Genomic DNA, 12,855 nt, shown 5'->3' on the forward strand with positions numbered 1-12,855 from the left:
GTTTAGTTTTATTTTTTCTTGTCCAAAGCAAATTTTGAATATTTCGCTGGCGCGTAATTTTCAATTTTGCGAACCTCATAAAAATACGCAAACCTTTCGATTAAGCCCGAAGCCCGTATTGTTTTTAGCCATTGTTACCAAATGCTATTACTCCGTTCGTTTTAGAAAGGTTCCATCATCATTTTTAATAAATACAATTCCCTTGGTAGGCGAGTAAATAATAAACCCCGAATGACTTCCTGAATTTAATACAAACACATTATCAAAGTCATATCCATCAGAAGAGAAGTTCATTAATTCGTCCTCTAAATTTTCAGTATTCAGATTATTAATTCCATAAAATCCGGAACTGCCGGAAATAACTATATGAGATTTATTATCACTTCTTTTTTCTATTTCTGTAGTATAAGTTTCTTCAAGTGTGCCGAATATCAAATCGTTTTCTTGGCTCTCGGCAAGTATTACAGTACAACTGTCATCATTTGAAGAGTTTAGGTCACGATTTTCTATTACTTTGGCAGTAGACCTAGCACTTAATAGTTCTTGTTCGGAATTAATAAACTGAATGTTATCCTCCGCCATAATTGGCATAGCAGAGCTTTCAAATTCGTTTAATACAAAGTTTATTGTTTCGTCGTCAGAACAACCACAACTGTTTAACATTATAAAACATAAAATTCCCGTTAGCGTTTTAATCTTCATTTCTATTTTTTTAATATTTGGTAACGGTTTAACTATGCGCAGTGTAGAGGTACGTCGTCTGCGCTAGCAGCGGGCGAGTTGGTGCGCTGGCCAGTTTCCGTCTAGTCTACGAGCCAGAGCTTTTTGCTTTGTAATTATCTTTTCTTTTTTAATTGCCAACTTAGCGCAGCGTTATCACGAATTCCTTATTAAAAAAATAGAAATTACATGAGTAGATCCAAAAGATTTGGTGGACTTAGTAAATAAACCCAAGCCATTACATTTATTACTTTATGCCCTCTTTGCTATAGGCATTGTTAGGTGTAGTAATTTTTTGTTTTATTAAACTGCACTAATTATTGCTAAATATAAGTTTGCTGCATAACCACAATAAATCAATAGTTCCTCAATTTCAAACTCCGAATTATAGTCAGCCATTTCAACATCATAGTCATAATTTAATTTTGTCCATTTATTTACTGAGTTTAGTGAAAATTGTTGTATCTCAGATTCATTAAAAATTTCAAATCTTAGTTTCCATTTCGCTTTGTTCTTCAACAGATAGTTAAATTCTTTTCCATTTGGTTTTTCTAGTCTAATAACCATATGACCTTTTAGATTAAAGGTAATGTCTCCTATTTGGCTTCCATTCTTAAAAATATCGACTTTACTTGTCCAAATATTTTTTGGCTTGATTACAATATCGTTTCCGTTCAATGCGGCTTGAGCTTTTTCCGAAAACCAATTAGTATAAATTAATTCACAAATTTCATCATCTTCCTTAATTAATTTAAAATTACCTTTTCCAGAACTTGATATTATTTTCATTGCATTTGTTTTTTATTACACCTAACGGTCTAGTATATGAAAAATTTGGCGGACTTTTCAAATAAGCACAAGCCTTTGTTTTAGCACTTTCTTCCTATTTTTTATATCCTTTGTTACCTGCGGTATTTTTATTTTTTTCATTTAAGGAATTCGTTTAAAAATGCCATTGCAAATTTTGAGTTCAATACATTTCCTTTTCCTAAATCAAATGGTTCGCTTAAATCTTGGCTGTTTGCTAAAATCACTAAAGTCAAATCCTTTTCAAGAACTTTGAGGTATAGTCCCGAATAAGCGTTTGGTTGTAACCCATAATGCCAAACCAAAGTGTATCCTTTATATTTCTGTATAAACCAACCATAACCGTAGGGCGAAAGACTTTTGTCTGCCAATTCAAATGGCTTTAGTACTTTCTCTCTACTTTTTTTTGAGATAATTTTGTTATTGTCAAAAGCTTTGTCAAACAGTAATAAATCATAGGTTGAAAAAACAAGTCCAGCTCCTGCGTTTAAATCAGGGTCAGGAAATTCAACTCTTTCAAAAATTTCGTTATCATCAATTTTATAAGGCAAGGCAATTTTATCCAATATCGTTTTTTTTGATTCGTCCAATTGCGAGGATGCTGAATTTTGTAAATTCAGTTTTTCAATTATCAAACTGTCAACCCATTTATCAAATTTTTGATGCGTTGCAACTTCTACGGCATCAGAGAGCATTCCATAAAGAAATCCATTGTACTTATAAGCTGTTCCGGGAATATTTTCAGCCGTGTGTGATAGATGGTGTTTGAGCAAGATGTCATCTCGTTCAGGACGATACTTATTTAAGAGAAAGGAATATTCTGGCATTTCTTCATCGAAATATCCAAGTATCCTTGTACAACTACCTAAATAATCTGGATAATAGTCTTTTATTTTCCAATTTAAATCAATCTTTCCTTCTTCGGCCAGGTGCATAAAGATTGTTGAAAAAATCGGTTTAGTCAATGAAGCTATTCGTAAAGGTGTATCTCCTGTCATTGGAATTTTTTGCTCAACGTTGGCCAGTCCAAAACCTTTGATTAATTGTATTGAATCATTGATAGAAATGCCTACGCTAATTCCTGGGATTTTATATTCTGTTCGTAAAGAATCAACTTGCTGCTCAAACTTTGCAATTTTATTTATTTCATTTTTTTTCTGCGATTTACACGAAACAAAAAGAATGACACAAAAAAGTAGGATTAATTTATTCATTGTTGGTTTTTTCCTATTTCAGGTAACGGTTGCCCTATGAACAGTACGGGAGCAAACTAGCGTTTACTTTCCGTTCAGCGATTAGCCAAAACCTTTTGTTTTGGTTTTTCTTTTCCTTGTTTAAAGCTAATTTTGAATATTTCGCTGACGCGTAATTTTCAATTCAGCGACTTCATAAATATACACAGACCTTTCGGTTTCGCCCTAAAGTCCGCATTACGTTTAGGTTGTGTTAGGCAACGTTATTTATAATATTCGATTGTAACATCCGTGTCTTCATATTTGATACAATTTTGATTTTGGTCAAATTTTAAACAATCGTATTGAATCGAGCTCCATATGCTATTATCTAATAGGCTGACTGTTTTTCCTTTTACCATTTTCCCATCTTGGTATTCAATAACATTTTTGAATGAAGTATTTCGTTGATAAAGGTTTTGTTGAATCAGGTTCCCGTTTTTGTCATATAAAAACTCAATTATTTCTTCGGGAAATATTCGATATCGAACTTTTATTGAATCAGACAAAGGTCTTTCCCAAGCTCTGAATTCCATTTGTCTGTAAAGTTTTCCCTTGTTATTGAGTTTGTTTTCAAATATTGATTTGGTTACAATTTCCCTTTCTGAATTATAATAGTCTTTAGATATTAAAAAGTTTTTTTTGTCATACGAGAAAACGAATATTTGACTTAATTCATTTGAACTGTACTGTCTTTGTTCTTTAATCATTCCATTCTTGTTGAAGAAATATTCATTATCAATAAATCCGAGTTCTTCATCTGAATCTTCAGGCTCTCTTTCCTCATTATTTTGATTAATGAACTTTAAATATTTGACATTTCCCAACAATCCAATTTTGCTGAGATCGGTCAGACAATTTTTCTTTGCCGCACAACTTGATAAAAAAACAAGAATTATAATCAGGATTAGATTTCGCATTTGTTTTAATGTTGCCAACGGTAACGTATAAGAATAGTAGCGGATTTTATGCACTTACTTTTCGGATTGTTACTGTCGTTTGATTTATATATTTCACTTTCGTTTTAGCGATTAAACCACTATTATTATACAATGTTGTGCCCAGTAATTTATTCAAATTTAGAATTTAAAAACTCTTTTAAACCTTTAAAATTATCTCCACCACCACAAGTTCGATACAAGATGTTTAATTCAGAGTCCATTATAATAAAAGTTGGGAAGCATTCAACTCTTAAGCCATTAATGATTGGTGATGACATATCTCCAGATTTTGGTTTCCCTCTAATTATTCCATTATACCAATCCATTTCGTTTTTTTCGGTATATTCAATTACAGGTTTTGGGTCTAATTCAAAAGCTAAACTAACAAACTGCATTTGGTTGTTGAATTGTTGATGTAATTTTACTAAATCAGGTGTAAGTTCTTTACAAGGTGCACACCAAGTACCCCAAAAGTCAAGAAATAAAAATCCTTTTTGTTCTGCTAAGTCTTTAATGTTTGTTGAGTTGCCATATAGGTCATTGACCAAATAGTTTTTTGAAACCTCATTTGTTCTGAATCCATATATACTTCCAATACTATCAATTTCGTTAATTATTAAACTTGCTGGATTACTAGTCAAACTGTCTATTTTGAAATATTTATCGTATAGTTTCACTGTATCTTTTAGCTTAAATTTAGAAAACAACGGATGATTTGGTGGATAAAAAACGGTATCGGATTTTTTAAAAATGATTTCATTTCCAAAAAGACCTTTGTTTACACCTACACCATATTCTTTTTCGTCCACATTAAACGTCCCATACAAAAAATCGTGTTTTAAAGCAGCTAATTGTAAACTATGCTTAAACTTTTCTTTTTCTGTTTCTTGTTTATATGTAAAATAATCTGGTGCTGGTAAAAATTGTAGATAGGTTTTTTGCTTGTAAAATTTGTTTGCTGAAAATTTTGTTACGATGAATTTTTTTACATCAAATGAATCACGATAATTTTCTTTTTCAGTAACGTTTTTACTAAACTCTACTATTTCATCATCACTAAAGTCCTTGTTGTTGTTAAGGTCTATGACATAATACTGCTTGCCTTTATTGAAACCACTTAATAAATAAATTTTGTTATTTGCTGAATCTACGGTTTCTTGATTTATTTCTCCTTTTTTAATAGCGTTTTTCATATCACGATAGTTAATCGTGTTTAAATACATTACAAAAGAGCTGTCATTGTTTATAATTCCTTTAAATTCATTTTTTATAGAACCTACATATTGTAGTGGACTCATTGATTTAGAGAATGGGTTGTCAATTTTACTGACACTTAAATCCGCAACTATTGTGGATGAAATGTTTTCTTTTTTAGAACAGGAAATTATAATCAAAAAAAATCCTAGTAAGAATATTTTAGTTTTCATTTAATCGATTTGGTAGTTTTTATTGTGTACAACGGTCTCGGTTATGCCTAGTTGCGTGGTTTAGCACTTAACGTTACAAGTAAACACCAAGCTGAAAATCCGCGAAGATTTTCAGAAGTAGGCGATAACAAGCAATTACCTATAGCCATTGTTGTAGCCAGTTATTTTATTAATTCAATATTTTTCCGTTCTCATCAAATAATTTAAAGCTTTTATATGATGTTGATAGAAATGATTTTTCTTCTTTAGTCATTAAGTCTTCGAATTTATAACCTGGTAACTCAAAGCCTTTAGGTATTCCTAACATCAATAAGTTTCCATTATTTAATAAAACAAAGCGTACATATTTTCTTTTCGGAAATGACACATATAAAGAAATTGCATTTTCAAAGTCTAATTCGTCTACTAATTCCATTGGCATATCTTCGGTCACTCTGTTTCTGTGATTAACAAATGACTTGTCGGTTGTGAATTTTATGTAAACCCTATTTTCTTTATTATCGTTGATGATTTTTTGTAAGAATGAATGTTCCTCAACACGAGATTTCAATTCGCTTTTTTTGTCTATAAAATTTTGAAGTGGTGTTATTTCTTCTCCAATTGCCATTGTCAAGTCGTAAATAATCTTTCCGTCAGATTTTTTGTCAATAAGTTCAGCTTGCCAGCAATCGCCATCAAAACTGTAAGAGCTAATGTGTGCTATAATTGACGATTTAACATCAAAATTATCTAGCTCTTCTTTCTCACGATAAAGTAAATCGTAAAGTTGTTTGTTTGGGTTTTCTATTCGAGATTTTAATTCTATTGGAAGTAATGGTACTAAATTTTGAATATCTTTTTCCAACTCTGTTTTTTTGATACTATCTTTTATAAAGTATTGATAGTTTTTGAGTGTATTATAAAAATGTAGCTTGTTAAAAGCATCAATTTCTTCGTCTTTAATTATTTCGAAAGTTTTATTCTCGAAATATTCTTGTTTGTCAGAATTTAAGTTAGCATATGCTTTTGCGATTTTGCTACCATCTGAAAAATAGTGTTTTCGAGTTGCATCTTCAATTCTAACATTGGAACCCAATAAGATTTTATCAATATCTAAACCAAGTTTTGCAAGCTCTTCGATATAAGTTTTTCTAACGTTCGAAGCAATATTACTATTTGCATTTCTAGAAACGTTATCATTCATCACATTTAAGAATGACTTAATAAAAACGTCCCAATTTTGAGTTTTGGAAGCTAAACTTGCAATCCTTTTTTGTTGAATGATTGGACCATTATCGAAACTACAAGTTCCAACCTGTCTATTTAGTCTCATTAATTCTAAAGCTCTTTTTTTGGAAATTAATTGTGCGGTAAAGTCCTCTAAATCTCCATTAGAAACTTTATTTTCTTCTGCATATTCTAACGCCTCAATTAAGAGTTTTTTGAAATTTTGGTCATTAGTATAAAGGCTATCTGCAAATATTTCTTTTTTAGATTGCCACTCATTTAATTCCTTTCTTCGGGTAATGAAATCTTGCTCTTTTTTGTAAGGTGGTTTGTTGGTTTTTAGTTCGTAATAATTTACTAATGAGTCAATGATAGTTCTTTTATATGTTCTAAATCCATTTGATTTATTGTCACTATCATAAAAAATAGAGGTTTCTGGCCTCACTATTAAATCAGTATAGTTAATCCAATCCGAAAGTCTTTTTGGAAGGTTAATCGAATTGAATTGATTATTCAAATAAAAGCCACGAATTGTGGTTATACTATCTCTTTTGTTTGTATAACTAGAGTAAAAATATTTTAAGTTATTTTGGTTAAGGGAATCATTAAATGACAGTATAATGCCGTGGTTTTGATTGTTCGCAATTTCAAAAGATTTTATTTCTAATTTCTTTTCATTTTTATAATCGGAATAAACGTTTTTTATTACCAGTAAATCATTGTCAATTTGTAATCCTTTGAATTTATTTTGTATTTGTTCTAGGTTCTCTGATTTTTTTAATTCGGCAAGAAAATTTTTTGGGTCTTTAGTAATGATTTCAAAATAACTAGCTGATGCTTGTGGTAGAGAGTAAAAATTAGGTATTTCACTTCGACTGTAATTCCCTTCCAAGTCATTAATAATGGAATCAAGTTTTGGAATATCACTTTCGCTAATTATTGAATTTTGACAGAAAACATTTCCTGAAATCAATAATATTAGTAGTATGTAAAATGATTTTCTCATAATTGTGTACAACGGTTGGGCTAAGCGTAGTTGCGTGGTTTAGCGATTAACTTTGCAAGTACACACCAAACTGAAAATCCGCAAGGATTTTCAGAAGTAGGCGATAACAAGCAATTACCTATAGCCATTGTTGTAGCCAGTTATTTTTCTGTTCTGTATTCTCCCTCTTTCAATTCAGGAAGCCCAATTTTTTTTCGTTCAATGTTTGTACTGTCAATATTTTCAATAAATGGTGGAACAATAGAGTTTGTTTTAGGATCAAATTCATCTCCTGTTCCATAAAGTTGATTTTTTCCAAAAGCTTTTTTTCTCATATTATCAACATAAGTTGCAAATTTGATAGGTTCCATTCTATTTGCTTTTACTTCTTCCATAAGTAAAGCTTGCATTTTATCAATAGTTTCTTTTGGTGTATGGAATAGAAATAACATTGGGTCAATTACAGAGTCTAATTTGGTTTTGCTCAACCATCCATATTCTTTTGTTATTTCGTAAAGACGATTAGTATTTCTCAAATCAATTTTGTTCTGAATATTCCAAAGTGAATCCTCTTGTTTTTTAGTTAATTCTGATTTATGTGATTGCATAAAAGAGATATATTCTTGAGTAGTTAGTTCTTTTGTGCTGTCAATTAACTTTTGGTCAAATGTTCCTAATGAAACATAAGATCTATTTAGTTGATCTTTTTCTTTCATCTCTTTGAATTCAGCTATTAATTCTGCCTTTATGGAATCCGTTAGTTCTTTTTTATTTTCCTTTTTCTCTTTACAGGAAATAAGAGAAATTAAAATGGTTGAAATCAATATTATTTTTTTCATAATCTGCGTTTTATAATTACTTACAACGTTTTGGCTATGAGCAGTAGCGTCCCGCAGGGCGCTATTGCTTATAGGTTTTGTTAGCTGCTGGCTTTTTTTAGCTCTGATATTTGATTTAAAAGTTTAATAGTAATTTCTCCTAAACAAATTGAGTCAGAAGGTTTAATTATGATGCGTTCTCCCACTTGATATTTGTTGTCTCCAGTTTTTTCGATATACTTTGAGTCTACAATTCCACCTTTGTGTTCTAACAAATGTCTTTTTTGTGTGTAAAAATGGAGATGCTTTATTTCAGATTGTGTTAACCAATCCTTGTAGCCCTTTCCAAGCAACGAAACCCATAGTTTATTGCTTTTTTCAACATTCTGAAATGCATTAAATGGAGCATTTTTTTCCGATAATGAGTTGTAGATTGACTCACTATAATTTTGGAGAGTACCTACTATTTCTGATATGGATTTTTCAACAATAGACTTGGTTATAATTGTTGCTTCATCTTTATTCAAGCTCGTCTCCAGAGTTTCTTGGATTATTGCTATGTTATTAGCATTTGATATTATTTTTTCAATAGCTTTTCTAGCATTAACTTCAATATTATTATCCCCACAAGATGGACAAAAATAGGCAGAGCCAACTACTGAGTATCTGCAATTACATTTTTCACATTTTATGTTTAATTCAAATTCGGGTCTTGGTTTTATGGAAATATTTTTTCCAGTTGTTGAGTAGCCATAATCCCAAAGTTCTTTTATTGATTTTTTTAAATCGCCAATCACTTCATTGTTTTGTTCAATAGTTAAATAGCTTTTAGCCTCTGAGTTATTCTTGCAAAAAGGACAAAAAACCTCTTCATCTCTTACAATGTTTAACCAATCTTCTTTGTGTATTTTAAAAAGAGATTCACATTCACTTTTGGGACATTGCCTATCAATCATTCCATTTTTGTCAGGGGTAATTGGGATTGATATTTTGGATATATTTTCAATGTCTTGTTGAAACCTTTCCATTTTTTTTAGCATATCCTTTATTGTGCCCATTTTCTAATTTTAGTTCTGTTTTTAGGTTGCATATAACGTCTCGGCTATGCGTAGTGCGGGATTTCAAGGCACTTCACATTCCGTTTAGCACTTAGCTTATTTAATGTAATCACTTTCATATTAGCACTTTTGCCCGCATTACGTATAGCCGTTGTTGGGGCATCGTGTTTTATTCTTTTTTCAATTCTTCTAACATCCATTCTAGTCGATTCCTTGCTGAACTTATACAGTCCAAATAACTCATATAAATAATATCTGACTGAACGGATTTAATTGTTTTGTCAATCTTCCCTCCCATGAGAATTATATCTATGGGTTGATTGCCAAAATATTCTGCTAACTCGTCTTTGTATTTTAATGCTTGGGCTTCTGTATCTCTAGTTAACGTGAAACTTGGTCTTTTAAATTCTATAAGAAGTAATCTTCGACTGACTGTCCTTGAAAGAAATAAATCTGGTCTTTTCTTAGAGTTTTTACCCTTATACTTTTTATCAAGCATGTTTTTAATAGCAGTCTTCAAATTAGTGTCAGAAAAGAGTACGGAATAATCATCTCCAAGAATCCAAGTACTTTTCTCTAAAGCTTCATGAATATGTTTTTCCAATGTCTTTGGGTCGTGTATGAGAATGGAAAGTTCATCCAAGTACTTTAGTCTATTAATTGCTTGACTCGTGACAATACTCATTTCTAAAAGCCCGAATTCTGAAAGAGCACCCGCAAATTTTTCTATATCATGGTTTTCAGTTTCTTTGATATTTGAAACGATATCCCAATAATGGTCTTTTTCCATTGCAGAAACCATAACTGAAATTACAGTATTTATTCGGTCTTCAGTTTCGCCATAGAACTTTTCAAGAGTCTTGTATAATGCCTTTTTGGCGAATGGTTGCTTAAATTCGGGAAGCTTTGATAGTTCTTTATTTATTTTCCTTTGATACCTGGCTCTAGCCATTTTCATGTCTGTTGCAAAAACTTCATCAACAGATTTTTTAACGTTTTTAGTGGCATCGTCTAGAATAGTTTTATAGAGTTTGCTATTCTCAATAATAGCACCATGATCAGCTGTAACATCGTCTTCCAAATCATCACAAATTATTTCGCCATAAATTCGATTCTTTAATTTCTTGGGAATTAAATCATCATCATTTAATAGATTTTGAGGTCGACCTATAATCTTGTTATTTACTCTTGTTACAATTCCTGCTTGTTTTATTGGCTTTGGTGTTATGGTATATTTTAAAACAGCTTCCTTTCCTTCGTGAATAATTTTCTTTTCATAAGTTTTACCAGCTAAGTCTTCAACTCCTAGCTTTTCATTGTTAATGAAAAGTTCAAAATCATGTTCCCGACCGTAGTCCCACATAAGAATTTCGCCTAGTCTAGTTGGATTTGGAAAATCTAAGTTTTGATTAAGTCCAAACAGAGTTATTATAGTTCCGTGTTTTTCTTTGTCGCAAGATTCTGTCTCTATGAATAAAGGCACTTTTTCAAGGTCATAATTTCCTTTAGCAAGTTCGGACTTATTAATTTTAAGTGTTGTTTTTACTCCATTAGAAAAAGTCTCAATCTGCATTATTTCAGCGACCATAAGACCTGAGAATTTACCGATACCTTTTCTGCCTTTTACTTTTCGTTTCTTCTTGAATGTCGTATCACCTTTTCTACTTGTCCGACTATTAGCAACGTTTAAATATTCTGAACGAACTTCATTTTCTTTCATGCCTGAACCATTGTCAGCAACAATTATTTTCGGGTCTGGTGTCAATTCTTTTGGCAAGAAAATTTCAACCTTTTCAGAGTCCGCATCATATGCGTTGTCGATAAGTTCTTTAATAGCATCTTCGGTCGAACGATACGTTTCACCTAACAGTTCGGCTAATTTGGTGTCTACTTTGAAGAATGCTTGTTTACTCATGGTTTCGTTTTTTACATGTGCCCCAACTCGGGCTATCCGTACCTGTAAAGTTTACTACCTGCATTTGTAAGTACGCACCCAACCTAAAATTCCAGTGAATTTTTAAAGCCAAGCATGCACCAACATGTATATTATTACAGGGTTACACTGGTTAAACACCTACAAATTAACTATTTTTTTGAAAAGATCTCTTACAGAAAAGCGTAATCACCTAAGACATATTATTTATCCATAAGGCTTACTTAAATAAAGTATTCGATTCGGGTATATGATGGGTAAGTGACAGAGTCCTGTATTCTATACTTTCAACTTATAGATAGAAGAACCACTTTTGATCTTAAAACAGCATTAAAAAGAAAGGTTACCCTAGGTTTTCGCTATTACCCCATTTTACCAATGCAACGTGGCATTCCTTCAGAATACGGGTCTTAAAAAACAAAATCCCGTCAAGAAAACTTGACGGGATTTATTTTTTCAAGCTCAACCGAAGTGGCGCTTGATCGCGGAGGAAGAGGGATTCGAACCCCCGGAGGTGTGACCCTCAACAGTTTTCAAGACTGCCGCATTCGACCACTCTGCCATTCCTCCTAAGCGGGTGCAAATATAGAAAGCTTTTTCTTTCTATTAAAATCTTTTTTCCATAATTATTTTTAAAATCCATTTTTAGGCCGTGTTACCACCTTTTTTATAAATTGCCGGCATGAAAAATCCGTTGGTCAGTATTCTCGTTCCGTATAAGAATACCGAAGCTTATTTACCTGCCTGTATTTCTTCCATTCTCGAACAGACCTATGATCAATGGGAAGTAATTGCCGTAAACGACCACTCTACCGACAACAGCCCCGAAGTAGTGGCCGAATTCTCAAAAAAGGACCATAGGATCACTCATATAAACAACCAAGGAAAAGGTATTATAGCGGCCTTGCGCACCGGTTTCGCCCACAGCAAGGGCCACTTTATTACCCGTATGGATTCTGATGATATTATGGCGCCCCACCGGTTAGATCATATGGTAAATGCCTTACTAGAACATGGTACGGGCCATGTGGCCGTGGGCCAGGTATCCTATTTTTCAGATAGGGGTATCAGTAACGGTTATGACCGCTACGAAAAATGGTTGAACAAGCTTACCGCCCAAGGCACCAACTACAGCGAGATCTACAAAGAATGTGTGATCCCCTCCCCTTGCTGGATGACCTATAGAGAAGATTTTATAAAATGTGGCGGTTTTACGCCCGATAGGTACCCCGAAGATTACGACCTTACTTTTCGTTTTTACGAAAACCACCTTAAAATAATACCCTGCGACCAAGTATTGTTGTTATGGCGCGACTATGATACCCGAACCTCTAGAACAAGTGAACACTACGCCCAGAATTATTTTTTAGACATTAAACTGTTCTATTTTTTAAAACTGGATCACGACCCCAATAAAACATTGGTGGTATGGGGCGCAGGTAACAAAGGAAAAAAAATTGCCCGAGAGCTATTAAATAATGACATCGATTTTTATTGGGTATGTGACAACCCCAAGAAAATAGGAAAAGATATATACGGTAAAGAAATGCTACCTTTTAAAATATTGGAAGAGCTACCCAACACACAAAGCATTATAACGGTGGCCAATGAAGAGGCACAAAAAGAAATAAAAGATTATTTTAAGGATAGAAACATGCAACCCATGACCGACTATTTCTTCTTTTGTTAAATGCCCCGTTTTTAATTTTAACCAAAGAATAGAACTTT

At 32.5% G+C, this 12,855-nt stretch carries 10 protein-coding genes and 1 tRNA gene; 1 reads left to right on the plus strand and 10 read right to left on the minus strand.

Features of this window, described 5'->3' with window-relative positions; translation table 11 throughout:
* Window positions 1-147 precede the first annotated feature (147 nt).
* From J8L85_RS13640 to J8L85_RS13685, 10 genes are all read right to left on the minus strand, one after another.
* The gene (locus tag J8L85_RS13640; RefSeq protein ID WP_211018061.1) at window positions 148-582 is read right to left on the minus strand and encodes a hypothetical protein; all 435 of its coding nucleotides are present in this window, start codon (window positions 580-582) and stop codon (window positions 148-150) included.
* Window positions 583-1,023: 441 nt separating this feature from the next.
* Window positions 1,024-1,509: an aminotransferase gene (locus J8L85_RS13645; RefSeq protein WP_211018063.1), complete on the minus strand. Its 486-nt coding sequence runs from the start codon at window positions 1,507-1,509 to the stop codon at window positions 1,024-1,026.
* A gap of 137 nt (window positions 1,510-1,646) precedes the next feature.
* On the minus strand, window positions 1,647-2,741 hold the full coding sequence (locus J8L85_RS13650; RefSeq protein ID WP_211018065.1) for a serine hydrolase domain-containing protein: 1,095 nt from the start codon (window positions 2,739-2,741) through the stop codon (window positions 1,647-1,649).
* A gap of 242 nt (window positions 2,742-2,983) precedes the next feature.
* Entirely contained in the window at window positions 2,984-3,586 is a 603-nt protein-coding gene (locus J8L85_RS13655) for a hypothetical protein (RefSeq protein ID WP_211018067.1), read from the minus strand.
* A 242-nt stretch (window positions 3,587-3,828) separates the two neighbouring features.
* Window positions 3,829-5,127 carry a TlpA disulfide reductase family protein gene (locus J8L85_RS13660; protein WP_211018069.1) on the minus strand — a complete coding sequence of 433 codons (1,299 nt, stop codon included), beginning with the start codon at window positions 5,125-5,127 and terminating at the stop codon, window positions 3,829-3,831.
* A gap of 169 nt (window positions 5,128-5,296) precedes the next feature.
* A complete protein-coding gene (locus J8L85_RS13665; RefSeq protein ID WP_211018071.1) occupies window positions 5,297-7,339 on the minus strand; it encodes a hypothetical protein in 2,043 nt (680 codons plus the stop codon).
* Window positions 7,340-7,479: 140 nt separating this feature from the next.
* The gene (locus tag J8L85_RS13670; protein ID WP_211018073.1) at window positions 7,480-8,157 is read right to left on the minus strand and encodes a hypothetical protein; all 678 of its coding nucleotides are present in this window, start codon (window positions 8,155-8,157) and stop codon (window positions 7,480-7,482) included.
* Between the two features lie 80 nt (window positions 8,158-8,237).
* A complete protein-coding gene (locus tag J8L85_RS13675) occupies window positions 8,238-9,194 on the minus strand; it encodes a hypothetical protein (RefSeq protein WP_211018075.1) in 957 nt (318 codons plus the stop codon).
* A 169-nt stretch (window positions 9,195-9,363) separates the two neighbouring features.
* Entirely contained in the window at window positions 9,364-11,109 is a 1,746-nt protein-coding gene (locus J8L85_RS13680; protein WP_211018078.1) for an ATP-binding protein, read from the minus strand.
* Between the two features lie 503 nt (window positions 11,110-11,612).
* Window positions 11,613-11,697: transfer RNA gene (locus J8L85_RS13685), tRNA-Ser, on the minus strand.
* Between the two features lie 112 nt (window positions 11,698-11,809).
* Here J8L85_RS13685 and J8L85_RS13690 point away from each other — a divergent pair.
* Window positions 11,810-12,817, plus strand: coding sequence for a glycosyltransferase (locus tag J8L85_RS13690; RefSeq protein ID WP_211018079.1), 1,008 nt, complete (start codon window positions 11,810-11,812; stop codon window positions 12,815-12,817).
* Window positions 12,818-12,855: the final 38 nt, after the last annotated feature.

It is taken from the genome of Maribacter sp. MMG018 (assembly GCF_018100785.1).
In the GTDB taxonomy this organism is placed as follows: Bacteria; Bacteroidota; Bacteroidia; order Flavobacteriales; family Flavobacteriaceae; genus Maribacter.

Bases quoted from the DNA above. Each gene is read 5' to 3' on its own strand.
- J8L85_RS13680 (WP_211018078.1), bottom strand. From the start codon at position 11,109: ATGAGTAAACAAGCATTCTTCAAAGTAGACACCAAATTAGCCGAACTG.
- J8L85_RS13665 (WP_211018071.1), bottom strand. From the start codon at position 7,339: ATGAGAAAATCATTTTACATACTACTAATATTATTGATTTCAGGAAAT.
- J8L85_RS13675 (WP_211018075.1), bottom strand. From the start codon at position 9,194: ATGGGCACAATAAAGGATATGCTAAAAAAAATGGAAAGGTTTCAACAA.
- J8L85_RS13670 (WP_211018073.1), bottom strand. From the start codon at position 8,157: ATGAAAAAAATAATATTGATTTCAACCATTTTAATTTCTCTTATTTCC.
- J8L85_RS13690 (WP_211018079.1), top strand. From the start codon at position 11,810: ATGAAAAATCCGTTGGTCAGTATTCTCGTTCCGTATAAGAATACCGAA.
- J8L85_RS13645 (WP_211018063.1), bottom strand. From the start codon at position 1,509: ATGAAAATAATATCAAGTTCTGGAAAAGGTAATTTTAAATTAATTAAG.
- J8L85_RS13650 (WP_211018065.1), bottom strand. From the start codon at position 2,741: ATGAATAAATTAATCCTACTTTTTTGTGTCATTCTTTTTGTTTCGTGT.
- J8L85_RS13660 (WP_211018069.1), bottom strand. From the start codon at position 5,127: ATGAAAACTAAAATATTCTTACTAGGATTTTTTTTGATTATAATTTCC.
- J8L85_RS13640 (WP_211018061.1), bottom strand. From the start codon at position 582: ATGGCGGAGGATAACATTCAGTTTATTAATTCCGAACAAGAACTATTA.